General features: G+C 47.9%; 20 protein-coding genes and 4 pseudogenes. 15 read left to right on the top strand and 9 right to left on the bottom strand.

The annotated features are described in order from the left end of the window. Positions 1-1,039: 1,039 nt before the first annotated feature. The 4 genes and pseudogenes from N037_RS25160 to licT all read left to right on the top strand — a co-directional run. Positions 1,040-1,245: pseudogene (locus tag N037_RS25160) on the top strand (LysR substrate-binding domain-containing protein); the annotation flags it as partial. Positions 1,246-1,518: 273 nt separating this feature from the next. Beyond that, complete coding sequence (locus tag N037_RS07510) at positions 1,519-3,399, top strand: beta-glucoside-specific PTS transporter subunit IIABC (RefSeq protein WP_032640013.1); 1,881 nt, start codon at positions 1,519-1,521, stop codon at positions 3,397-3,399. Then, complete coding sequence (locus N037_RS07505; protein WP_032640012.1) at positions 3,396-4,820, top strand: glycoside hydrolase family 1 protein; 1,425 nt, start codon at positions 3,396-3,398, stop codon at positions 4,818-4,820. The genes N037_RS07510 and N037_RS07505 overlap by 4 nt, the downstream gene beginning before the upstream one ends. Beyond that, positions 4,817-5,656 (top strand): BglG family transcription antiterminator LicT, encoded by an 840-nt coding sequence (gene licT / locus N037_RS07500; RefSeq protein WP_032640010.1) that lies wholly within the window; start codon positions 4,817-4,819, stop codon positions 5,654-5,656. The genes N037_RS07505 and licT overlap by 4 nt, the downstream gene beginning before the upstream one ends. Before the next feature lie 223 nt (positions 5,657-5,879). Here the strand turns inward: licT and N037_RS25155 are convergent. From N037_RS25155 to N037_RS07490, 4 genes and pseudogenes are all read right to left on the bottom strand, one after another. Continuing rightward, positions 5,880-6,089 (bottom strand): annotated as a pseudogene (locus N037_RS25155) (IS3 family transposase); the annotation flags it as partial. Positions 6,090-6,185: 96 nt separating this feature from the next. Continuing rightward, positions 6,186-6,705, bottom strand: a pseudogene (locus tag N037_RS07495) (hypothetical protein). 113 nt (positions 6,706-6,818) lie between these two features. After that, positions 6,819-7,020: pseudogene (locus N037_RS23610) on the bottom strand (phage holin). Positions 7,021-8,623: 1,603 nt separating this feature from the next. Beyond that, positions 8,624-9,517, bottom strand: a complete 894-nt coding sequence (locus tag N037_RS07490) for a LysR family transcriptional regulator (protein WP_231686674.1) — start codon at positions 9,515-9,517, stop codon at positions 8,624-8,626. A gap of 123 nt (positions 9,518-9,640) precedes the next feature. Here N037_RS07490 and N037_RS07485 point away from each other — a divergent pair, with 123 nt between their 5' ends. The 3 genes from N037_RS07485 (at position 9,641) to N037_RS23605 (ending at position 11,732) form a co-directional block, all read left to right on the top strand. Continuing rightward, positions 9,641-10,186 carry an NADPH-dependent FMN reductase gene (locus tag N037_RS07485; RefSeq protein WP_032640006.1) on the top strand — a complete coding sequence of 182 codons (546 nt, stop codon included), beginning with the start codon at positions 9,641-9,643 and terminating at the stop codon, positions 10,184-10,186. A 177-nt stretch (positions 10,187-10,363) separates the two neighbouring features. Beyond that, positions 10,364-11,269, top strand: coding sequence for a glutathione S-transferase C-terminal domain-containing protein (locus N037_RS07480; protein ID WP_032640135.1), 906 nt, complete (start codon positions 10,364-10,366; stop codon positions 11,267-11,269). Positions 11,270-11,372: 103 nt separating this feature from the next. Next, complete coding sequence (locus N037_RS23605) at positions 11,373-11,732, top strand: hypothetical protein (RefSeq protein ID WP_072163910.1); 360 nt, start codon at positions 11,373-11,375, stop codon at positions 11,730-11,732. Positions 11,733-11,973: 241 nt separating this feature from the next. Here the strand turns inward: N037_RS23605 and N037_RS07475 are convergent, their stop codons facing one another. Then, the gene (locus tag N037_RS07475; protein ID WP_032640004.1) at positions 11,974-12,759 is read right to left on the bottom strand and encodes a hypothetical protein; all 786 of its coding nucleotides are present in this window, start codon (positions 12,757-12,759) and stop codon (positions 11,974-11,976) included. A 107-nt stretch (positions 12,760-12,866) separates the two neighbouring features. On the opposite strand from N037_RS07475, the gene N037_RS07470 reads away from it, so the two are divergent. The 8 genes from N037_RS07470 (at position 12,867) to N037_RS07445 (ending at position 18,970) form a co-directional block, all read left to right on the top strand. After that, complete coding sequence (locus N037_RS07470) at positions 12,867-13,373, top strand: LysR substrate-binding domain-containing protein (RefSeq protein ID WP_050511222.1); 507 nt, start codon at positions 12,867-12,869, stop codon at positions 13,371-13,373. 668 nt (positions 13,374-14,041) lie between these two features. Beyond that, positions 14,042-14,227: a hypothetical protein gene (locus tag N037_RS24815; RefSeq protein ID WP_156369715.1), complete on the top strand. Its 186-nt coding sequence runs from the start codon at positions 14,042-14,044 to the stop codon at positions 14,225-14,227. Positions 14,228-14,669: 442 nt separating this feature from the next. Further along, a complete protein-coding gene (locus tag N037_RS23600) occupies positions 14,670-14,873 on the top strand; it encodes a host cell division inhibitor Icd-like protein (protein ID WP_072034156.1) in 204 nt (67 codons plus the stop codon). Next, a complete protein-coding gene (locus tag N037_RS23595) occupies positions 14,870-15,103 on the top strand; it encodes a hypothetical protein (RefSeq protein WP_072163909.1) in 234 nt (77 codons plus the stop codon). Before N037_RS23600 ends, N037_RS23595 begins: the two co-directional genes overlap by 4 nt. A 5-nt stretch (positions 15,104-15,108) precedes the next feature. Then, complete coding sequence (locus tag N037_RS07460) at positions 15,109-15,960, top strand: Replication protein repL (protein ID WP_231686672.1); 852 nt, start codon at positions 15,109-15,111, stop codon at positions 15,958-15,960. A gap of 671 nt (positions 15,961-16,631) precedes the next feature. Then, positions 16,632-17,549 carry a RepB family plasmid replication initiator protein gene (locus N037_RS07455; protein ID WP_050511221.1) on the top strand — a complete coding sequence of 306 codons (918 nt, stop codon included), beginning with the start codon at positions 16,632-16,634 and terminating at the stop codon, positions 17,547-17,549. 616 nt (positions 17,550-18,165) lie between these two features. Continuing rightward, positions 18,166-18,435 carry a type II toxin-antitoxin system TacA family antitoxin gene (locus tag N037_RS07450; protein WP_032640000.1) on the top strand — a complete coding sequence of 90 codons (270 nt, stop codon included), beginning with the start codon at positions 18,166-18,168 and terminating at the stop codon, positions 18,433-18,435. Positions 18,436-18,439: 4 nt separating this feature from the next. Further along, positions 18,440-18,970 (top strand): GNAT family N-acetyltransferase, encoded by a 531-nt coding sequence (locus N037_RS07445; RefSeq protein ID WP_032639998.1) that lies wholly within the window; start codon positions 18,440-18,442, stop codon positions 18,968-18,970. 253 nt (positions 18,971-19,223) lie between these two features. Here the strand turns inward: N037_RS07445 and N037_RS07440 are convergent, their stop codons facing one another. The 4 genes from N037_RS07440 to parM all read right to left on the bottom strand — a co-directional run bounded on the left by N037_RS07440 (position 19,224) and on the right by parM (position 21,659). Continuing rightward, positions 19,224-19,427, bottom strand: a complete 204-nt coding sequence (locus tag N037_RS07440; protein WP_032640126.1) for a plasmid partition protein ParG — start codon at positions 19,425-19,427, stop codon at positions 19,224-19,226. 11 nt (positions 19,428-19,438) lie between these two features. Then, a complete protein-coding gene (gene parA / locus N037_RS07435; RefSeq protein ID WP_032639997.1) occupies positions 19,439-20,062 on the bottom strand; it encodes a ParA family partition ATPase in 624 nt (207 codons plus the stop codon). Positions 20,063-20,270: 208 nt separating this feature from the next. After that, entirely contained in the window at positions 20,271-20,657 is a 387-nt protein-coding gene (locus N037_RS07430) for a plasmid partitioning/stability family protein (RefSeq protein WP_032639996.1), read from the bottom strand. Positions 20,658-20,699: 42 nt separating this feature from the next. Beyond that, a complete protein-coding gene (gene parM, locus N037_RS07425) occupies positions 20,700-21,659 on the bottom strand; it encodes a plasmid segregation protein ParM domain-containing protein (RefSeq protein ID WP_032640124.1) in 960 nt (319 codons plus the stop codon). Positions 21,660-23,197 lie beyond the last annotated feature (1,538 nt).

The raw sequence follows: 23,197 nt of genomic DNA, 5'->3' as shown, positions 1-23,197 counted from the left end.
AACCGACGATACCTTCCAATAAGATACGGCCATTCATCACTGATGGCACGTCTGATTTGAATCTGTCACGGGAAATCCCGATGTTTCTTTTAGCACCTTAGCCCACCGCGCTTTCGCGGAATATAGGTTGTGGTCACATCAGTGGGTGAAATGACAAGTGAAATTTGGCAGGAAAAATGATGATCCTGCATCACCTTCTTAAACAGTTTTTGCAGTCTCTTTATGAGATACCCCGCACCGTCATTTACGGATTCAGATTTTGACATGACCTGGTCTTCATGTCCGGCAAAGACCTGCATATATGAACAGAAGAGGATGAAAGAGATGTATAACCTCTTGAGCGCAAGAATGCCACCAGAGAACCATCCAGGTCACACTCCCACTCAGCAAATTCTAGATAAATCAACACAGTGTAATTTATTACTTTCATATGAACGAGATGAACTCATATTTTCCTGTCTGCAGTTAAGGCAGAAAGTTAAAATAACATCGTCATAGATAATGTCCCACATACATCCTTGTGACAGTAAAACAGGGTAGTACAGCTTCGTCTGTTACTGAAGAACCTGGAATGATGACAGTATTTCGGTCATGCTGCTCTGGGTTACTAATGTTCAGCGATTCCACAGCAAAGCCAACCAGGCGAGCCCTTTATCCTCCCGATAAAGAGATAAAATGGCCATCAATACCGTCAGGGCGATTATGAGCCGAAGAAGCGGATTCATCTGCATGACTTGACCTTGCATTATTTTTTGGTGTGCCAGAGATGATGCCAGGATCCACCTGTAAGCATCAGACATAACGTCGCAGCCCGATATGTTGATTCCAGTACATAACCAATCAGCATCATATCGATTTCAGTAGTTTACATGATTTAACTGTAGGTAGAAAAATACAGGAAATTATAATCAATCGGGTTGACGCCGCTTGCATGAACACGCACCAGTCATCCAACCAATCGCACCATATGCATTGATAATTTCAGGAGCCACACCAATCACTAAACCAACAGTGAAGCTAACTGATATAGAGGGCACCGCTGCGCGACAAGGACCGAACGAACTGGAATCAACAGTTTCTGAGCAGGTATTTAAGTGCAGGGCCGCTCTTTGAAAATAGCCTGTTGCCACTGGCAGTCGTACGGCAGGACTGGGCTTTGCGCTAATGCGCGAGCAGCTAATCGCTCCCTGCCTGAAGAGTGGCAAGCTTGTAAAAATTTTCGATGCGGCAATTGATGATGGCCGGGGTTAAGATCGCTGCGCAGGAACGGTAGCTATATGCCCGCAAACAATCGGCTACTCCAGCAGTCCCTCATAAGAATTTACTTAATACAGCTCACACTTTTGTTCGGCCGCCATTGTCATTACTCAAGAGCGCTAAGATAATCCGTCGAAATACCCCATTTTTATGATGGCGTGCTACTGCGAAAGCAGGCAAGACCAGAATAGAAATGCTATCCCGCCAAGGGAAAGCATCTCTATTTTGGTCTTTTTTTTTGCCCCAACACCAGGGAACACTATGAACTATAACGAAACAGCAGACAAAATCCTCAACGCGGTGGGCGGTGCGGAAAATATCCGCATGCTCACCCATTGCGCTACCCGGTTGCGTATGGAGTTCAATGATCGCTCAAAGGTAAACGATGCGCAGATCGGCAGTCTCCCCGGCGTGATCAGCGTCGTGGAGAATGGCGGCCAGTTCCAGATCGTGATCGGCAACGAAGTTCAGCAGGTTTACCGCCGGCTGAATAAGGCGCTGCCGGAGAAAAAAGGCCCGGCAGGCGACGATAAAAACGCAAAGCAGGCTGGCATCGTGGCGCGGATTATCAGTGTCATTTCGACCACCTTTACCCCGGTGATCCCCGCGATTACCGGTGCCGGGATGATTAAAGCGCTGTTGGCTATTCTCAAACTCACTGGGGTGATTAGCGAAACCAGCTCGACGTATCAGTTGCTGAATATCATTGCTGACGCCGCCTTCTTCTTCCTGCCAGTATTGCTGGCCTACGGCGCATCGCTGAAATTTGAATGCAACCCGATTCTGGCGATGACCCTCGCAGGCGTACTGCTGCATCCGGGCATTGGCCAGATGCTCACGGCTGGTAAAGCGATCGATTTTGTCGGCATCAACGTCCTGCTTTCAGATTACGCAGGTTCTGTGCTGCCAATTATTCTGACCGTGTGGCTGATGTCTTGGGTGGAACGCTTTGCCGAAAAAGTGTCTCCATCGATTATTAAATTTTTTGTTAAACCGATGCTGATACTGCTGATTACCGCTCCGCTGGCTCTGGTAGTGGTCGGCCCGGCGGGCATTTTGCTTAACGATCTGGTCGCCGCCGGTGCTGGCGCTATCGACCGCCATGCCAGCTGGTTAATCCCGATGCTGATGGGCACCCTGCAGCCCTTCCTGATCATTACCGGTACTGCCTGGGCGATGACGCCGATCGCCACCGGCCAACTGAGCAAAAGCGGTTACGAGATGATTAACGGACCGGGAATGCTGGCATCCAACGTGGCGATGGGTGCAGCGACGCTGTGCGTGGCGCTTAAAACCAAAAATAGCAACCTGCGCCAGCTAGCCTCTTCGTCGGGCTTTACCGCGCTGCTGGGAATCACCGAACCGGCGCTATACGGGGTGCTACTCAAGTCCCGTCGCGTACTGATTGCCGCGATGATTGGCGGCGGCTGCGCCGGAATCTACGCCGGGATTAGCGGGCTGGTGCGCTACGCGTTTGTATCGCCAGGCCTCGCGGCGCTGCCGGCGTTTATCGGCGAGAACCCGATGAACATCGTCCATGCGCTGGCGACCTGCGCGATCGCCATCATTGTGACTTTTACCCTGACCTGGTTTATAGCTTTTAAAGATGTTCATGAGGAACAAGATGCAGTGAACGAGACGGCTCAACCTGCGACGAGCCCGAAAAGTGAGGGGGAGACTGAAGTATTCAGCCCGCTGCGTGGCCAGGTGGTGGCGCTCAGCGAAGTGAATGATGATGTATTTTCCGGTGGCCTGCTGGGTGAAGGGCTGGCGATTCGTCCTGAGGAAGGGGTACTCTGCGCGCCGTTTAGCGGCACTGTGGGGATGTTTCTGCCATCGTGCCACGCAGTGGGTTTACAAAGCGACAGCGGTCTTGAGCTGCTGATACATATTGGTATAGACACAGTCAATCTTAACGGCCAGTACTTTAGCTCTACGCTGAAGGTGGGTGATAGGGTGGAAGCCGGACAAGCCCTGATCCATTTTGATATTAAAGCCATCGAAAAGGCCGGGTATGACCTGATTACACCGGTGATTGTGATCAACGGTGACGAGCGACACTCGTTGCGCCTGAGCGCCGCCGCGCAGGTAGATTACGGAGAGACACTGATGGTGCAATCCGCTAAGGAGGCGCAGGTATGATTTATCAACAGCAAGGCCGATTCCCGGACGGATTTTTGTGGGGAGCCTCTACCTCAGCCTATCAGGTTGAGGGCGCGTGGAATGAAGACGGTAAAGGTCCCTCGGTGGTCGACATGCTCAGCCATCCGCCGGGAACGGCGAACTTCCGCATCGCCAGCGACCACTATCACCGGATGGAGGAAGACGTCGCGCTGATGGCGGAGATGGGGCTGAAGGCCTATCGTTTTTCGGTGGCCTGGTCCCGAGTGATACCTGACGGGGATGGCCCGGTGAATCAGGCAGGGCTGGCGTTTTATCACCGCCTTATCGACGCGCTGACACGCCATGGTATTACCCCCATCGTCACGCTTTACCATTTCGATCTGCCGTGGGCGCTGGAGCTAAAAGGCGGCTGGCTTAACCGTAAAACCGGGGATGCGTTCGTGCGCTATACCCGGCTCTTGTTAAGCGAGTTTGCCGGTAAAGTTCGACTCTGGCTGACCATTAACGAACAGAACACAATGATCCTCCATCCCGGTGCGATTGGCGTGCCGGCAGATCGCGAACTACCGGACAAGAAGGAGCTTTACCAGCAGAACCATCATATGATGCTGGCACAGGCGCAGATCTTCGCCTTTTGCCACCGTGATTTTCCCGGAATACGCATAGGTCCGGCGATAAATACCACGTCGATGTACGCCGAAAGCTGTAAACCAGAGGACGCCATTGCCGCGCATAACTGGGAGACGCTGCGCTGCTGGAGCTTTTTGGATGTAGCGGTGCATGGCCGCTACAACTCCCTGGCGTGGGCCTATATGCAGGATCGGGGCCTCACGCCGGAGGTGCAGCCGGAAGATGCGCTGATTTTGCAGCAGGGGAAGCCGGACTTTATAGCGATTAACTACTACTCAACCGCAACAATTGCCGCCAGCCGGGGGGACGACGGAGATGTAGCGCCCCGAGCCGGCGATCAGCAAATTATGCTGGGCGAAAAGGGCGTTTATCGTCCTGCAGAAAACCCGTGGGTTGGCAAAACCCCCTACGGCTGGGTGGTTGATCCGGTGGGCCTGCGCCTGACGCTACGCAAAGTGTGTGAACGCTATGGCCTGCCGATTCTTATTAGCGAAAACGGCATGGGCGCGCCGGACAAGTTAGCGCCTGATGGGACGATAAACGACGAGTATCGGATCACCTTCTTACAGGCGCATATTGAGCAAATGCGGCTGGCGATAGCCGACGGCGTCGAGTTGATGGGCTACTGCCCGTGGGCGGCTATTGACGTGGTCAGCACCCATCAGGGATACGCCAAGCGCTACGGTTTTATTTATGTCGATCGCGGCGAGGATGACCTGAAGAGTCTACAAAGGATCCGCAAACGCAGCTTCTGGTGGTATAAGGATGTCATCGCGCAAAACGGCAACCACGACGAGTCGAAGAGATGATTGTTCAGAAGGTTCTCAATAATAGCCTGGTGCTCTCCATGGATGACGATAGCAGGGAAGTTATCGTCATGGGAAAAGGTATTGGCTTCAACAGCAGACCCGGGGATGAGATCGCCCCGGAGAAGATTGAGAAGTTGTTCGTGACCAAGGAGCTTAGCGCTCGTAGCGGCTATCTTGAAGCCCTTTCCGCCATTCCTGACGTGGTGATCGAAATGGCGTCGATGATTATTTCCCGCGCCAATATGCAGCTTGCCAGCAAGGTTCGCGAGCAAATTTTCTTTACCCTAGCCGACCACCTCACCTTTGCGATCGAACGCATCCGCAAAGGGATTATTATTCAAAACCGCCTGCTGCCGGAAGTCAGGCGGTTTTATCCGCAGCAGTTCCGCATCGCCAGTGAGGCAGTGACGATTATTCGCCAGCATTACGGAATTGAACTGCCTGAGGAGGAGGCAGGGAATATCGCCTTTCATCTCGTAAACGGCCAGAGCGAGGGCGACGACGTGGCGCAAACCATGCAGTCGGTCAAAATGCTCAAGGATATTTTTAATCTCGTGCAATATCACTTTAAACATCAGATAGATACTGACTCGATTAACTACTCGCGCTTTCTGGTCCATATGCAGTTTTTCCTACAGCGTTTGCAAGATGGCGAGCTTGACGGCACGCGGGATAGTTTTCTGCTGGTGCAGGTGATTAAGGAATATCCGGAGGCATACCGGTGCGCGCTGCTCATCCGCGATTATGTCAAAGCACAGCTCGATATGACTCTCGGTGGCAATGAGCTGCTGTGGCTTACCGTTCATCTGGTGCGGATCGCAGGCCTGGATGCGTGAGTGCGCTTTTCTGCAATAAAACTGTGCAAATATCGCTTTTATACGCCGGGTAAGGTGGTGCTAGCCGCCACCCGGAAAAAATCCAGGCTCGATGTCTAAAACAGATATCTGATGCCGCGTTATTTCAACGATGCAGAAACTACAGCACCACCGTCAGCTATTAGCTGAGCTTGAGATAGTCGGCTAATACTTTGCTTGAACAGATACCGCTACAGTGGTGCTACTGACTAATAAATTGACAGCCCAGATCGTCGCGGAACATTACCCCTACTGGCTTGCCACGCTTTTCCCCTTCGATTTCCAGCGCTTTCATGGTGAGTCTGCTGTTTGTTGAGAACGACATTACCGTGCAGACTGGCTTAATCGCGGACAGGTCGAGAACCACAGAGAGGTACGCCCAGCGTTTACCTTTCCGGATATATGTTACGTCGCCTCAACATATCTGGACAGCAGTACTGCGGGGCATTGTGACAAAGCAGCGCTTCGCTTGTTTAATATTGAGTTTTTTCTACAATTAAATGGTGCTTTGCTATGTCAGGTAAAGCCGTCGTTCAGAAATACCCGTGTGCTCAAGGACGAGCCATCCTTGGTTCTTTGTATTAAGCTCTATCTGCCGAATGCCGGGCTGGTATTTTTTGCCTTTATCAATCACGGCCAGCAGCGGCTTAATCCATAACAAAGCCTTGCAGTATGCTATAGAGGTGGCGGCATCGGTAATATCATCGGCTGCGTCAGGTCCGCTGGTATAGATGCGGATTGCGCTGGAACGTAAACGGTACGCGTATTCGAGCAGCACACCTGCAGTGTCAGCAGGAACAGACAAATCGCAGGTGGAGAATCTCCCGGTATTCGATAACAGTTTCTTCAATGCTGATGTTGCTCAGAAATTTAAGCCTCCAGGCATGTTCTGCAACCTGATTGAATTTGAATATCTGGGTGGAGAACACCTACCCCTGTAAAGAGTTTTCCCTTCGCAGAACGTCGCTATCGCTCTGAAGGCTGCAGGCTTTTGAGCAACTCTTAACGAGAGTGACTGGCAGGCCAGCAATAACGGTTACACCGTGACACCAGGAGCAGCCCCACCCGGATCCACCACCGCCATCAGCGCATTACTCTCTTTCTCGTGATGAACTGTTCGAAAATGAGTGGCGCAGATTGGACATCATTCAGCTCGCGCAGTTCTTCGACGGCCTGCTTTGATTTGGAAACAGAGATTGATTAGAAGGGTGAGTAGGCCGAACAATAAACTACCGAACACAACTGTAGCAGCCCACTCTTCGGGTGATTAACCGTCAATAAGCCTCCTGAACCAGTACCGATACGCCGTAGGAAATGACAGTAGTTATTTTGTCCATTCGATACAAACTATCACCCAGCTGTACGCTGGGGCTGTATTAAGAATAAAAAAATGCCCGCTTTTGAGGGCGGGCTAATGAGTTGACTATTTGTAAGGTAGGTGTGAGCAAGACCTATGCACAGGAATTAAGCTGTATCGGCTGATTCACTATCGGTTAGGGATAACCGTCAGGCATTCAGTTACTTCCCACAACTTAAAGGGTAGCTGCAGTTTGGAAAATAATAAAAAAGGCCTGCGTTTTATGGCAGGCTCTCAAGGAATTTCAAACTGGTTGTAGTTTTTGTCATGGTGCCGGGTGCCTCCCGGTGACTTTACCCCTGGCCAGTAAAGCCGCGCGCATACCTGCAGACAGCTGTTGACTGGAACGCCCCACCGCTTAGGGGGATTCACCATTGCCATAATTTACCAGGTAATCAAAAGGTGGGTCAAGCCGGACGAAGGCAACTGGTGTAGATTGAATTATAGCCAGTTAACTAAAATTTTACATTTTACCGTTGCGTTTTATAGAGCAAAATCCTAAATTCTCCTTCCCGTTCTCTACTAACTATAATCAGTTGAGAATTTTTCGTCGAGGGATGTGATGTCGCCTGTAGAGTCCCTCGTCTTTTTTCCCTTTACAATGCCCCTCCGTTTACAAATCAGAAAATTTTCCTACTCCTCCAGCCGAGAGTAAAAGCTTCACCGAGAGTAAAAGCTTCAGTTACACGAGACTGCGTCAGTTTGGGAGCCACCCCATCCTCCCAAGTTAATTGGAATTTGACTAGATGCTTTATAGTAAGCACTGGACGACCAAGGCAGGTATGACGGAAATCGTGTTGCGCTAAGAACAGAAGATGACAAACGCGAGCTGGAAGCCCTGATAGAAAAACAGCTGGCACGTGTCGCCAAAAAAGAACTCTCAGGGGCTGATTAAATCTAAGCGTACCGCTTGAACCCTATCGGCTGTTACGTGTTATTCGGTTGGCAGTGCTACGCTCCAGAGGAGCTGTTCACTCGCCCGTATAGTCGAGAAAGGTCTGCAGTTAATATTCTGCAGACCAATATGACAAATAACCCAATAATTATCGGTATTCACGCCAGTAAGTTGGCTAACTGGACTGACCCCGCCCCGGTAGACGCTCCTGCCCTACAGTTTGACTGCCCACACAAGATGTATGTTAAATCCGTAAGGATTTAGGCAGTAAAACTGTTCAAAATCAATTACTAAATCGCGGCTAAAGAAGAAAAGCGTCAGCATTTAACACCGGAGAATAAGCCCAGGAATCTTGGGATAAAGGAATACGACCATAAAAAATGTGAATAAGCGCTCACTTATACAGCCTGCCAATCACGGGTATGGACTCATTCATGCATGCTTTTTCCCGCCAAAAACCACCTTCACTTTTGTTCTGTATGCCACTTGATGTGACATTTGAAACTGTTAAAAACAGGTGATATTTGAAGCATGCAATAACAAAGTCTATAGAGGGCAAATACTAATGTCTGTTTTTTGTAGATCCTTAAAATGTTGCCGTGACCTGAGAGTGTACGGATACCGTCCGGTCCCAAAACTGATGACGTCAAATTAACCGTAAGGGACGGCGTTTTCGAAAAATGATATAATTTTTCATTCAAATGTGAGATTCCTGCTCCCGGAATGATGAAGCAACAAAATCGATAAACAGTCGGACGTTTTGCGACTGCTCCTTATGGTACGGATATACCGCATAGAGTGCATGGGCGTCCGGCAGCCATTCCGGCATGACCTCTACCAGTTCACCCGAGGCTATCTCCTGACGGACAAACGCCTCCGGGATAAGGATAATGCCCAGAGCATGAACAGCCGCCTGCTTTAATGCAATCCCGTTATTTACCGAATAATCTGCCGGCCTGAGTTCAACGGAAATGTTTTCGTTATCCCGAGTAAAAAACCATTTTCTTGGTGAAGAGGAAAGGCTGTAGAGCAGGCAGTCGTGTTCTTTGAGTTGTTCTGGGTGTACAACAGGTGCTACCTGACTAAGGTAAGCTGGTGAAGCACATAGGATCCGGGGGACCGTACAGATTAGCCGAGAACGCATAGAGGAATCGTTCAGCACACCGCCTCCCCTTATGGCGACATCTATGCCTTTTTCTATGAGATCGTCATAAGTATCACTTAGGAAGACTTCAGTACTAATATCAGGATAGCGGTGCCTGAACTCGCAAATAATCGGGTTGATTTTAATAAGGCCATACGACATAGGGGCGCAGATCCTAAGCTTACCTTTCGGGGAAAACGAGGATGCCATGACGGACTGATCGGCTGACTCAAGCGCATCAAGTATACTGCAAATCTGACGGTAATAGGCCTGCCCTGATCCCGTTAAGCTCATCCGCCGTGTGGTACGGTTAATCAGCGCAGTGCCGAGATGATTCTCTAGCTCATTAATGTTTTTACTGACAGCGGCCTGCGAGAGATGCAGATCGTTAGCCGCGGCCTTAAAGGTGCCCAGTTCCACCACCCTGCGAAAAACGTTAAGTGCCATAATTCTGTTCATAAAATACCACTTTAATTCACCGAAGGTAAATTATCTTATCACCCAGCTTATCTTTATACACTTTCGGTAAATCATTACATTATCGGCATGTAATGTATGAAGGTGAACATAATGAAAAAAATTCTCATCCTGAATGGCAGTAACAGCACGCCGGAAGAGTCCATTAACTGGCAACTGGCTTCCAGGATTACTACCAAGTTCTCACGTCATGAGGTAGTCCTGACCAGCCTTTATGAGCATTCGCTACCAATGTATCAGTTGGGGCTAGAAAATAACGAATTACCTGAGTCAGTTATCAGGCTCAAAGACCTTGTAAGAGACTGCTCAGCTCTGGTTATTGTATCACCTGAGCACAACGGGCTGATGCCGGCCTGCCTCAAGAATGCGATCGACTGGTTGTCTCGTATACGTGAGCAGGGCGAGTCCTTCTTTGGCGAACAGGGTAAAAAAGTACTGTTACTGAGTACCTCTCCAGGAAAAAATGGTGGTGCAACCAACCTGAAGTATATAGGGGAACTCTTGCCGTGGTGGGGATGCGTGCTGGCAGGAACTTACAGCGTGGGTGAGTTTTATCAGAAATTCAATAATGGCTGCTTTGATACAGAAACCGAAGCAGCGTTGGAAGAAATAGTTAGCTCGTTCGAGTCTCAGCTCTGATGCACTTTCTTCATCATTGTTATCACTTTACGCTCTGATTTTACTAGGATTTAATTGGCTGCATATGCAGCCTTTTTTGCTCTCTGCGAGCATGTCCGGTACGAATATCTGTCATGATTGTATATGCCAGACCAAACTATCCTGATGATCCTAACCGTAACCTCATGGAGGTACAAAATGGCTGTGCTTGAAAACGGCATCTGGTACGCGAATAAGTCACTAGATGCCCTGACTCATGAAGATACCTTTACAAATGAGATTTTGCCGCAGGCTGGACGTTATCATCTGTATGTCTCCGGTGCCTGCCCCTTTGCTCACCGTCCGTGGCTGGTTATTAAGTCCCTCGGACTTGATGACGCTATTTCAGTTTCATCCGTGGCCGCTGTCAGGGATGACAATGGCTGGGCCTTCAGTAGCGAAAGCCCCGACCCGGTGAATCACGAAGCCTGGCTGCGTTCGCTGTACGTACGGACTGCATCGGACTTTACCGGCCGGGTATCGGTGCCAGTACTGTGGGACCGGCAGGAGGAAAAAATCGTCTGTAACGATTCGGCTAAACTTGCAGCGGCGCTTGCCACCGACTGGAAAAGCCTGGCACGCAATGCAACAGAGCTGTTACCGGCATCGTTTGCTAGCGAGATTGGGGAAATGAACATCTGGCTTCACACTAACATTAACCGTCGTGTTTATCAGGTAGGTTTTGCGGCCAGTCAGGAAGATTACGACAGAGAGATTGCCGCTCTGTTTGATGCGCTTGAAACGTTAGACAAAAGGCTGACAACGACATTGTATCTTTTCGGTGATGAACTGAGTTTATCCGACCTGTTCCTGTTCCCGTCACTGGTTAGATTCGAAACCGTGTATGCAGTACATTTTCGGGCAAATATCAGGCCATTGCAGTCGTTTGAGGCATTGTACAGGTACATGCTGAATCTGCTGACCCGGCAAAACTTCCGACAGACTTTGAACATGCACCACATCCATCAGCATTACTATCTGTCGCATCGTAATATCAATCCTGCTGGTATTATACCAGCGGGGCCGCGTCCAGTATGGATGAAGAATTTGGGCCTGATAACCTAAATCATAAAAGGCCTAATTTCGTATCCACTCGGATTGGGCCTCATTGGCAAGGAATAATTTTCAATCAATTCTACCAGGAATAGTGCAAGAGTTTGGGATAACTATGAAAATTTGCCGTAGTCTGATTATATTACCGTTATTGCTTATAACAGCCTGCACACAGTGGGAAAAACCAGGAGTTGCTGATAGTACCAGGAAAGCAGAATATGCCGAATGCCGCAGCCATGGCTTTGATCGTTTCCCGCCCGATGTGGTGAGAGATGTGGAATTTAGCTATGAGAATAAATACATCCCTTGTCAGAAGAATAAAAAGGATTGCACATCGGGCTACCGTTATAACAAGAAACCATCAATAAAAACGGTGCAGACAGATCGTAATGAATCCGCTCGAAACGCAGCCATTGATGCCTGCATGTATGCCAAAGGCTGGCGCGAAAGGACCTACTATTGGCCGCAATGGTAGCTGTAACGGCCTACCAACATTAGGAAATCGGCTCGCAAACATCGTACGAGGTTTAGTGGAAGACATTAACTGGAAACATACGTAGCAAAAGGCCCGGGAAACAGAGCGCGATGTTCTCTGTTTTCCGGACCTCAAAATTGCGTATGTAATAAAGGCAAAGGTTATAAACTGTCTTCTTCAGATGAAAGGCCAGACGTAACGACCTGGTAGAGTGGTCCTAAGCCTAACCAGCAACTGGCATTTATTTCACTTTTTCCAGAACAACCGGATAATTGCCGCTAAAGTCGACCCATGGGTTAGTGCCCAGTAGTTCCTGATGTGGCACGTCAGCCTTGTAACGCATGGTGAACTCTTTCGGGCCATGAATAAAGGCAACAATCAGACCCTGTTTCGGATCCATCATACCAGCATGCATGCCGAGACCGTGGTAACTCACACGGACAGCCTTATCATTTAACCCAACTTTCTCAACTTGAAAGCGTACGGTGGATCCATCTTTAAGCGGGAAACTCCAGCGGAAAGGACCGCCGTTGACCACAGTCATCACTTCATCAACATCGGTTCCGTCATCGGCGGAGTTCACGTGCATGCGCCCATATTTTTCCAGTACCGCTTTATGCGTTTTTTGATCCATCGCTTTCATGTCATACACTTTCGGGTATGGACCAAAGCCGGTTTCTTCCGTTAACACTCCACCGCCTTTAACTGCTGGCGTTCGGCCTGCCATGCTGACCTGTTCAAGGAGTTGCTCCTGGTTCAGATAAAATTCCTTAATAAGGAGGTCCTGTTCGGGTTTGGTCAGCGCGCGTTTGTCAGATACCTTCAGCACAGGTTTTGCAGTTTCAGGTATATCTAGTGTGGTCACATTGATGCCGACAGGATTCAGGACGGCATTTACCGCTTCAACGCCTTTCACATCTGGGCGACCATCACTGAATTTCAGGGAAACCACGTCATTCGCAAATGTATTAACAGAAGCGATAAGTGCAAGGGGGGCAATCGATAAAGCAACTTTAGTCAGTTTCATTCTTTATTCCTCGTCTTGGTGTTCTGTCCATTTTAGAGACCTGACATATTTACTGAAATACTGTTAAAATTAAGACATAGTTTACTATTAGTGAATTATATTAACGTATGAGTAATGTCTATTTTCTATATAACCTGAGAGGTGAGTTCGGACCGGAGACAATAAGCCGGATACTTTTCGGGGAATGGCTTGTGCCTGTATGCGCACCCGCCCTGCTTGACCGAGTGCGCCATTCCCTTTCCGGCTGTGAGCTCATCCACCCTTCTCATGACAGCCTGGACTGGCGGCGGTGGCTTGAAGGTGTGGTCAGAGCCGCAGAGGCCGCCCTAAATGGCGGGAAAATCTTCGACACCCTTGAACAGGCCAGCATGGCGGCCGTCAGCGGGTATGGTTTTGCGATCGCTGATCTCCTGCTGAACCGTCAGGCTATTGCCGATGGGCTTCTGGCGCTGCCTTTTGGTGAGGCAGTGGCCACAGGTGACAGCTACTATTTTGCCCGCCCGGAGCCGACACCGTACGGTCGACTCATCGATGCGCTTCATCACCACTTTCAGAAACATGTCCCCGCAGCATTTCATCCCAGTATCTGTCTGGTGAACCAGCCTCTCAGTTGAACGCTTCATTCGACCCGGACCGGATCTATGGCAGATACTCATCCGCGTCCGGAAAAGATGCTGTTTTAAAAGACCGGTATGTTTTACCACAGAGAGCATAATGGATGGTGGGAAGTGTTCGGCCTGTTTTATTGCATACAACACAACACTAATCCATTACTGTTGGAACCTGGTAAATAATATCTCCTTTTCTGACATCAGATACGAAAAAAGGTAGTTCCGGATCTTCTTCCTCACCTCCGTCGTGCTGCGGCGCAGAAACACAATATGTGCCACTCGGTCAGCTGAGATTAATTCTATATGTTGTGTTCCCCCACTCTCCATCTCTAAACACCACAAAGCGACGCTTTGCTTATTCCGTTAGCGTGCTACACTTCTGGAAACTATGAGATAGCAGAAAAGTCGGATCACCAAGAACCGTGCTCCCGGTAATTTAATGATGTGGCAATATCCTGGCTTGCTATCACACAGGTAATGATTGCTACTGGGTAATTTAACGACGCTCATCATCATGGATGTCACAAAAAAATAACCAAGAGTGACTGTTACACATGAACACATCTTTCCATGAAAGCGAGCGCGTCCCGGTTTCACTTGAAACTGTCTGGCGTGCGTTGACCGCACTGGGCCATCAACGGCTTTGGCTCCGCCCTCCGGATGAGCGGAGCGTGAACACCTGGCTAATTGTTACCTGGGACGGCCTGACGGTGGCCGAACGTATCCGGGCCACCGACTCCTGGTGGCTGACCGGGGATGCAAATGCCATATACACCAATCCGGAACGGATCGTCCCTGATGGGCTGGAAGAGCTCACCTGGCTCTCTGTGCAGCGGCGAATGAAAGACGGATTCTGAGAACGTCATGAGATAAGTGGTGGCGGGATTAATTAATAATAAAAAACATGGCTGTCTGGTTTTTCTCGATGAAGTGAAGAGCTGAATTATGGATTAAACCTGTATGAAGCTCGGAGAAGGAAGAAAAAAACTACTTGAATCCAACTGATTGTAGCGTTTATGATTTTTATGTCGTAGTAAATCCTACGGACGGGCGTGGAAACCCGGATAAATTGCCTGAGGCGACACAGACGCCATAGCGTCTTTTTTTGTGTCATCCACTACGCACAGCCATATCGATATCTGTATTGAATCTATGGTGACGCTGGTGGGGCCGACTTTGGTCGGGCCGGTCAAAACCTCCTTGGGCAGCCGGTATTTCCACCCCCATCAGCGTCACCGCCATACAGAGCGTGGAAACTCAGGCGGTGACCCTTAAATTTGCCTAAGGGGGACTGTCATTATGGCTACTATCACTACCCAAACTCACCCAGAATTCATCTGGCGCTTCTACTCTTGCCAGAAACGTCGTTATCACCTGGTCATTGCTCAGACCGAATCTGAAGCCCGTTCACAGCTTCCTGACTCGCCGTGCATCTTCTCTTCCCGCTTTTCGCCTGAGCGCCCACCAGTGAACTACTGGTTCACGCAGGGGGCTACCGCATGATTGATCTCAATAGTACTCATATTGTCTCTTCAGGACATACTCTCTTCAGAGCTTTTTTCATCGTGGTTCATAACCGCTTTGTTCTGCCAGAAAACCCTTTTGTCTGGTTTGGAGTGGGAGCATACGGCTATGTTGAGCGGTTTCTTGTCAGCAAAATGGTCATCTGCGTCTTCAAATCTGATCCGGACTACTACTGTAGAAGCGATTGTAGCGTTTTCTCCGCGCAGTAATAGACATGTCCCTGTCCTATGGCAGGGGCTTGAGTGCTTTTGATTTGAAGATTGGGTTTTACATGAGCAGAGCTACTAATTCAGCAGCCTTTAACGGCTACGAGCTGGCGTTTGTCGTCGGGCATTCTCGCTTGTCGCGCAGCACTGGGTACATTCTGGCACAATGCGCTAATCTTGCTGCCTGCACCAGCGACTATTTCATTCATAAATCGCACCGTTCGATCGCAGAGGAAACTGGCTACAGCGTTTCAACGGTCCTCCGAGCCTTCCGTGAGGCGGTTAGTCGCGGTCTTTTGAGTTGTACCGTCGTTGTTGATGAACGTACAAACGCGAGGAAGGCTAATCTGTATCGGTTTACACCAGGCTTTCTGGCGTTCGTGTCGCGCGTGAAGGAAAAACTGATAAGCGCAGGGCTAAAAATTTCGTCACCGGTGCGTAAGCTGAAGCAGCTGGTAGATCAGGTTTTTGCTTTGTGCCCCCCCTGTCAAAATGAGCACCCCTCCCCTTGTCAAAATGACAGAGCTAAGAATAAGAGAACATCTTCAAGAACAACAAAAAGAGATATTCAGGGTAAGTCGAAAATGTTGTCGCCGGTTGTCACCAGCAAGCAACTGTGGCATGCCATAGCTGCTTCAAAAGCTGCCGCAGCTAACAAACGCACTCACCTGGTCAACCAGTACCGCAACCAGCAGCGTGAAGTAATTGAGCGCTTGGCTCGAAAATATGCATATCTGCAACACAAGAGGGATAAAGACTTACCGGGTATTAGTGACTTCAGCGACGAACCTCGCACCGGAAGGTTGAAAGATGCCATAGATACCCTTGATAGGATACGGAGATTTCGTTCGAGAGAATAATAAAGAACGGTCCTGAAGAACTGCGAGAAACCTTGCCGTTATACCGAACAGGTTTCCTGTTGCAGGACCCAGTTGATAAGTAACATGACTACTGCAACTAAACTAATGATTGCAGTAATAAGCTCGAACACAGCACACATATCTACCTATCTGTAGGGGGGAAACTCTGTGAAATGCTCTGAAATCGAGACGGGGTTTTGCTGATAATGTCGAGGATAATAGTGATGATATTGCATGTAATTTTCTAAGTGAAACCACCTTCATTTAGTTACGTTTAATGAAGAGAGCACTGTTGGCCAGTTGGCGTGATGAGGGAGATCGGTTAGGTATGCAGAACATTCTTAGATGTTTCCTAAGGTTACGTTGTAGTTATTCACATTATCCACAATGTAGATCCAATAATCAGATCCCTTAAAGATCCTAAATTGATCCTAATAGTACCAAACAGATCCCGGTACGCTGAGAGCCGCGCCAGCTCTGGTCTGAGAGCCATTTTTTGTGTTTGTAATCCGGATAAACGTGTTTATAAAGCGGATAAATATGTTTGTAAACCGGATTAATGTGTTTACAAAGCGGGTGAACGTGTTTATAAATCGGTTTTACTGTGTTTACAAACCGGATCCGTGGCTGAAACAAGATCGTAGCCGCTCGCACCTGTGGATATACGCTCTATGTCTAAGAAAGAACAGGAACTTTCTCTCGAAACAGTGTTAGAGGTCATTGGGGAAAATAAGAAACTCATCCCCACAAAAAACGCTACCGTCCAACCAGTTGCTTTGATGCGCCTCGGGCTATTCTTACCCTCTTTGAAACGCAAGGGTAAGGATACCGGTAATATCAACATTGATGCCAGCAAAGAACTTCAAAGCCTGGAGCTGGCCCGGGCTGAAGGTTATACCGACATTCGGATCAGTGGCCCACGTCTGTCTATGGAGACTGATTTTAAGGTTTGGGTTGGGATCATCCTCGCGTTCTCTAAATATGGCCTAAATGGAAACACTGTAGAGCTCCCATTTAGCGAGTTCGCGACCTTTTGCGGTTATCTCCCCAAGGACAAGGATAAAAGCCTTAGAACGCGTCTGGCGGACTCTCTGGCCCGCTTGCGTGGGACGACGATCCGCTTATCGTCCGAGAGTGATAAACAAGGTGTCGTGTCCGGTTTGTTAAGCCGTGGTAAGTGGGATGAAGTAAAAGACACGATGGTACTCATTGCGGATGAGTCGCTTTGGGAGCTCTACCAGTTTGATCGGCAGGTTCTTATTCAGATGTTTATACTCCGGCAGTTGGCCAACAAAGGTACTGCACAGGCTCTTTATACGTTCCTGGAAAGTTTGCCCGAGAAGCCGATTCCTCTTTCGTTTGCTCGTATAAAGCGGCGTCTGATGCTTACTTCACCTAATAACCAGCAGAACCGGGTTATTAACAAGGCGATAGATGAGTTGAAAGCTGTTGGCTACCTTGATGGTGATGTTGTGAAGCGTGACGGTGAATGGCACTTACTCATCGCTAGCCGGACGCCACGCCCGGATATCAAGACAGTGCCTGGTGGTTATAAAGCGGATAAGAAAAACCAGGACGAAGACGAGTAACCCAAACATGTGTTTATAAGGCGGATGAAGTCACGTTTTGGCGTAGTACGGAGGGTTTTTAAGCCCTTCAAATAGCCCTGTCATCCGCTTTATAAACACGAATGCAGTGATATCCATACCTTTAGCTCTCCCCTGCTGTCTGAAAATCCGGTTTATAAGCACGCTCAACGTTTGTGTTTATCGATCCGCTTTATAAACACGATCCGATTTATAAACACACTTCTGCTCCATGCCTCTCTGTGATCCGGATTACAAACACAACCGCTTTACAAACACACTTCAACTCCGAAAAAACTTGCGAGCACCTTCGTAAATCACACATCCCATTAAATCTCCAGTTCATTAAGGTTCTAATGAGGTTTTTTGGGTATTTACTTCAGCGGGGAGCTGGTCACAGCAACTACAACATTTCGTACGATAGCTGCCTTTGAATACTACTTGTAGTTGATAGCTTCATTTACCGCCCTTATTATCTATGTACGGTAAAATGCCGTACATGTTTTGATTTCTGGCAATTTACAGGTGATAAGCCTAGACAAATTTAAGAGCAATCGGCTCGCACGTAAAAAGGAGTTTACCGCCCTTTTTACATCACGGGTGTTCGAGGAGAAGGACCATGTCAGCACAGAAGAAACAGCGCATCGATCTTAGATTAAATGAAGGCGATAAGAGCATGATCGAAGAAGCCGCGGCAATGACTAACCAGTCAATTTCACAGTTCATGGTTAGCACTGCCTCTGAACGTGCAGCGGAAATTATTAACCAGCACCGCCGCCTGATCCTCAACGAGGAGTCATGGAACGCGGTTATGGAAGCGATCAGTAACGCGACAGCACCGAACGACCGACTGAAAAAAGCTGCTAAGCGTCTCCAGAATTTGGAGTGATAACATGGGAGGTTTAAAGGTAGAAATTTTTTCTGAGGAAGTTGAGTATGATGTAAGCAACTTCGATTGCGGTGAAGAGTATCTTAATACTTTTCTCACAGACCATCTGAAACGCCAACACATTGGTAAGTTTTTGCGTGGTTATGTGCTCGTCACGAGAGAGGAAAAACCTCGGGTTTTGGGGTACTACACATTGTCTGGGAGCTGCTTCGAAAAAGAGTATTTCCCGAGCAAGACTCAGCAAAAACGTGTGCCCTATAAAAACGTTCCCAGTGTAACGCTGGCGCGTTTGGCAATTGACAGTAGCATTCAACGTCAAGGGTATGGAGAAACGCTTGTAACACATGCCATGAAGGTTGTGTATCACGCATCCCAGGCAGTAGGAATACATGGAATGTTTGTTGAAGCTCTCAGCGACGACGCCAAAAAATTCTACCTTGGCCTTGGCTTCATCCTGCTCAAGCGCGAAAATAGTAACGCCCTCTTCTATCCAACCAAATCGATAGAAGAATTATTCGAAGCCCAAGACGAATAAACAGAAGCCCCGCTAGTCGGGGCTTTTGTTTTATCTTAACAGCATAAGATTCAGGAATTCTATAATCCAATAATCATATGATTATGTGTTTGTGAGATTATGTTTTATGCCCTGCCTTTCAGCCAGTCCCTTACCAACTTAGTTACGACGTCCGTCATTTCAAATTCATAACACCCTAGAATTCTATGATTAAATACTCATGTACTCATGTACTCATGTACTCATGTACTCATGTACTCATGTGAGTATATGTTTATGCCCTGCCCTTCAGCCAGTCCCTTACCAGTTTAGTGACAACGTCAGTCATTTCAACGTCATCATCGACGCAAGCCTTCTTGAACTCCTTATGGAGATCTTCAGGGATGTTCATCTGCAGTCGTTTCGTGATGACAGACGGCTTCATTACGGCGTCAACGGCGGCTGGCGTGGCACGGTTCTGGCCAAGTTTCATTTTCATAGCGGGCTTGCTCATGCAGTAATCTCCAGAATTTCGTTCGTCAGTACATCAATCTCACCTTTTGCTGCGCCGTCATCCGTATCGAATACGGTACTGCCATCGAGCATAACTTTTACGTAAGCCTGACGCTGAGAGATAGAAGTTCTGAAGGCTGGTACGCCAGTGTCTTCGATCGAGTCTTTCAGGACAGCAAGCATTTTGCTGTGCGGAATTTTCTTGGTGATGAGGAAGCGAGCTTCCACCGGTTGTAAGTCCTGACGAGCCTCAATAACTGCCAGAATTGCACCGCATGCGGCAAAGTCAAGTGGCGATGGGGTCACAGGGATAACGACCAGATCGGAAACCATTACCGCTGCAGAAGAAATGGCGGAGATAGCGGCTGCACCGTCAATGATTACATAATCATATGATTTTAGGGATTTGCGTACCTGGTAGACCTCTTTCTCGCTGGCCGCTTCGGTCAGGTCAAATGCACACTTCTCTTCATCGAACCAGTTACTAATGCTCCCCTGGGGATCAGTATCTACGACGGCAACAGAGAACCCTTTGCGCTGGATAGCCGTAGCAATGTTGATAGTCGACGTCGTTTTACCTACACCGCCCTTACCATTCAGAATCGCGATAATCTTAGCCATACATCCTCACATGATTGTTTGACTATATGATTATGTAATCATTTGAGTGTTTGCATACATAATCACATCGTATGTGTGAATATTAATCGGCGAGCATGAGCAAAGCAACATGGAATCATGTATGCATGGAATAAAAAGATTATATGATTTTGTAATCATATAATCTTTTACTCATATAGGGGGAGCAGCTTGGACGAGCAGCTAGAGGTTAGTCTGGGAGCATGTTGCGTAGGTTCCTGGCAGAGCCGATCGTTTTGGAAGACTCTTCGGATTTTACTACTTGTGGCTGTAGCGATAGGTCCATGCTGAGGAAAGCTCTAAGAACCGCTTCAATCTCTGTACCAGTTACTCCCGGCTTGAGCATTGAAGCCAAAACTGCTGGCAGTCGGCTATCGACTTCAGCGAGCGCCAGACCTGCAAGAGAAAACTGTCGCATGTGATCTTGGGTTTCACCCGGCAACTCGCTGAGTTTGTCAGCGGCGTATTGCTCATTAACAGCTTTTGTCGGGCGAAGGTAGAAACGAATGTCTTTACGTACTTCTGCTGCAGACGTGTTTTTACGTCCTGGAGCCTTACGCTCAGTTTTATCCGTCAAGTTGACCTCCTCTAAAAAAGGGGGCTTTTAGCCCCTCATTTCTTATCCTATAGCCTTCAGCCCGGTGACCAAGTCAAACTGCGGGTCGTTCGAAACAAAGAAGCGATCCTGCCGGATAGAAGTGTTATCGCGAATTGCGTCCGCAATTAGCGGTGCTCCGCCGCCAATGACCATAATATGTGTATAACCATCAAAGTCTGCTACAACGTCAAGAACGCGGCGCTGCAGGCGAGAGATGGCTTGAGTCATGGCCTTTTTGACATCATCGAGAGCTTCAATCTCGTTGATATTATCGGATAGATAAGCATCATCATGACGATTAATGATCAGATTATCGACGTTAAAGCTGGATGTTTTTGTCTCTGCGCTAGCCAAAGCCTGTTTAACGGCTGATGTTACCAGTGAAACACCCAGTTCTGAGTTACCATAGACACGAGAGATTCCCGTCATTTTGCCCACAACCAATGACACATCCAGGGTCGTGCCGCCTAGGTCGATGATAAGCATAGAATGAGATGTGCTTAGTTCGTCGGCCAGACCAACACCTGCTGGGATAGACTCAGGTCGAACCGTTACTTTTTCTATTATAAAACCTGCTTGCTTATTAAGCTCAGCCGCGCGCATCAGGCTTTCTTTTTTGCGGTTGATGTTATCCATATTCGGTTGCGCATCTGTATCGAAAAATTCTGCTAGTGGCAGAGTCACTACGATTTCAACTGGCTGAGGAGCAATGCCACTGGTATGAAGCGCATGATGCACAGCAATAACGTTTAAAGGACTGTACTGCCAGGAGACATTGTTCGTTTCAAGAGCTGAAGGGCTAACCAAGTCGTAAGAGTATTTCTCGCCATCAAGAACGTAGTTATAAACCTTCCCTGAACCGAAACTTGCAGACCAGCCTCGTTTGAAACTATTAGGGCTAATGTGTCGGCGTTCGGTGCCGTCAGAATCAGTCCAAAGCATTTTGATGTTGGTAGAGCCATCATCCATAAAAATCTTCATCGTTTCACTCCCGAAAATTTTACATACGCACATTTGCGTCATATGTGCGGCAATTTTGAGTATGATTTGTAATTTAGCAAACATTACCAGTGCTGTACATCTGTTCTTGCGTCATATTTGCGTATAGGCTCTTTCTTGAACCCACTTCATGCGGCATATTTGCGGCGTAAAAGTGATTGTGTTGTAAATCACTTACTCTATGAGATGGCGGGGATATGTAAGAAGCTGTTCGGATTCAATAGCATCAAAAGATTTGATTTGCTCTGGTCACGGTAGCTTTCTGCCGCTATAGGTTGCGTAGGTTATCCCGTGGTTAAAAACCAATCATAGTGTTTGGAAATAAATTACCTGAGCACAACTACGGCAACTTTGCATAACGTGGAGTTGCTATGCCACAAGGGCATGGTTCTGAATAAATGATAAAAGGGGAGTCAGGGGTGGTGATACCATGCTCTGTCGTTTAGTTAAAGCTATGGGCGGCGATCCGGCCTGGTTATAACTAATTCTGTGACTTGCAGCATTACATCTGTCAGTGCATCAGAAGGTATTGCTTATATGCTCATATAATCATGTGATTACATGAGCATATCAGTATTATTTTGGGCAATACATTTCAGAGATTGCTCGCATCACAGAAACGATGCTTTTTATTACCGAATCGAGACCCTACTGTCGTTATGCCTTGCGCGGTCGACTAAAACACGCATGTGTAAATGAAAGAATACCCAACATACTTGTTTATTATGGTCGATCAGTGTAATTGGCAAACAAGCTTGTGTCCGTTACGAAGTGTAGGCTGCAGTAAATGATTCTGTGATTAAATGAGTGTGAGATTATATGATTATAGAATCATGAAATCACTTAAGCAAAGAAGCCTGTGAGTACGAAATGATTTGAGTTTATAAGCAACATCTAGTTTCTCGATATCTGATTCAATAATGAGCTATCGCACACCTTCATTCATTTTCCCGTTGCAACGTCCTGTTGATCGGGTACGCACATTTCTCCGAAATGAGGAATGTTGCCGTTATCGCAATTGGCACTTTCTTGAGGGGCCTCCGCTTAGTCATCTGAGCATTTTAAGAATCGCGGAGAAGGGGAGGGAGGTATCGGCATCGAGAATTTTTTGGCGCCTAACTTTAGTGATCCACATAATTTGGCCACCTTAACAAAGGTAATATGCTCATCTCTGGACATGACAGTAGCCTCAATGAAAAGAAGAAGTTTCAATGCATCATTTAAACGCGAATCCGTTTAAGTGGCCCTGGCAATAACTACACTGTTGCAGAGACTGCCAGCGCTATGGATATCGACTTTCTCAAACGGGTGAAATGCATTTATCTGGGAAAAACCACAGGTTCTCGCAACGTACAATATGTTAAATAGAGCGTTTTTTTACAAAAAACTGCTGCTGCGGCTTCGAATATTTAACGCAATCTTACATACCTAGTGGGAGCTGACCCTGCGGTGCGAAGTGAGGAGCGCTCACATTTAAGTGAAGCAAAATTCCAAGATCATCGCCGGTTTCAAAAGCATTC

The sequence above is a fragment of the Enterobacter sp. EGD-HP1 genome (assembly GCF_000733275.2).
Classification (GTDB): domain Bacteria; phylum Pseudomonadota; class Gammaproteobacteria; order Enterobacterales; family Enterobacteriaceae; genus Enterobacter.
The sequence above is the reverse complement of the archived record's forward strand: the minus strand, read 5'-3'. Positions and strand labels throughout refer to the sequence as shown.

What these genes read in the sequence shown, in the direction of transcription:
- N037_RS07510 (WP_032640013.1), top strand. Translation starts at nt 1,519, where the DNA reads ATGAACTATAACGAAACAGCAGACAAAATCCTCAACGCGGTGGGCGGT.
- N037_RS07505 (WP_032640012.1), top strand. Translation starts at nt 3,396, where the DNA reads ATGATTTATCAACAGCAAGGCCGATTCCCGGACGGATTTTTGTGGGGA.
- licT (WP_032640010.1), top strand. Translation starts at nt 4,817, where the DNA reads ATGATTGTTCAGAAGGTTCTCAATAATAGCCTGGTGCTCTCCATGGAT.
- N037_RS07490 (WP_231686674.1), bottom strand. Translation starts at nt 9,517, where the DNA reads ATGGCACTTAACGTTTTTCGCAGGGTGGTGGAACTGGGCACCTTTAAG.
- N037_RS07485 (WP_032640006.1), top strand. Translation starts at nt 9,641, where the DNA reads ATGAAAAAAATTCTCATCCTGAATGGCAGTAACAGCACGCCGGAAGAG.
- N037_RS07480 (WP_032640135.1), top strand. Translation starts at nt 10,364, where the DNA reads ATGGCTGTGCTTGAAAACGGCATCTGGTACGCGAATAAGTCACTAGAT.
- N037_RS23605 (WP_072163910.1), top strand. Translation starts at nt 11,373, where the DNA reads ATGAAAATTTGCCGTAGTCTGATTATATTACCGTTATTGCTTATAACA.
- N037_RS07475 (WP_032640004.1), bottom strand. Translation starts at nt 12,759, where the DNA reads ATGAAACTGACTAAAGTTGCTTTATCGATTGCCCCCCTTGCACTTATC.
- N037_RS07470 (WP_050511222.1), top strand. Translation starts at nt 12,867, where the DNA reads ATGAGTAATGTCTATTTTCTATATAACCTGAGAGGTGAGTTCGGACCG.
- N037_RS23600 (WP_072034156.1), top strand. Translation starts at nt 14,670, where the DNA reads ATGGCTACTATCACTACCCAAACTCACCCAGAATTCATCTGGCGCTTC.
- N037_RS23595 (WP_072163909.1), top strand. Translation starts at nt 14,870, where the DNA reads ATGATTGATCTCAATAGTACTCATATTGTCTCTTCAGGACATACTCTC.
- N037_RS07460 (WP_231686672.1), top strand. Translation starts at nt 15,109, where the DNA reads ATGTCCCTGTCCTATGGCAGGGGCTTGAGTGCTTTTGATTTGAAGATT.
- N037_RS07455 (WP_050511221.1), top strand. Translation starts at nt 16,632, where the DNA reads ATGTCTAAGAAAGAACAGGAACTTTCTCTCGAAACAGTGTTAGAGGTC.
- N037_RS07450 (WP_032640000.1), top strand. Translation starts at nt 18,166, where the DNA reads ATGTCAGCACAGAAGAAACAGCGCATCGATCTTAGATTAAATGAAGGC.
- N037_RS07445 (WP_032639998.1), top strand. Translation starts at nt 18,440, where the DNA reads ATGGGAGGTTTAAAGGTAGAAATTTTTTCTGAGGAAGTTGAGTATGAT.
- N037_RS07440 (WP_032640126.1), bottom strand. Translation starts at nt 19,427, where the DNA reads ATGAAAATGAAACTTGGCCAGAACCGTGCCACGCCAGCCGCCGTTGAC.
- parA (WP_032639997.1), bottom strand. Translation starts at nt 20,062, where the DNA reads ATGGCTAAGATTATCGCGATTCTGAATGGTAAGGGCGGTGTAGGTAAA.
- parM (WP_032640124.1), bottom strand. Translation starts at nt 21,659, where the DNA reads ATGAAGATTTTTATGGATGATGGCTCTACCAACATCAAAATGCTTTGG.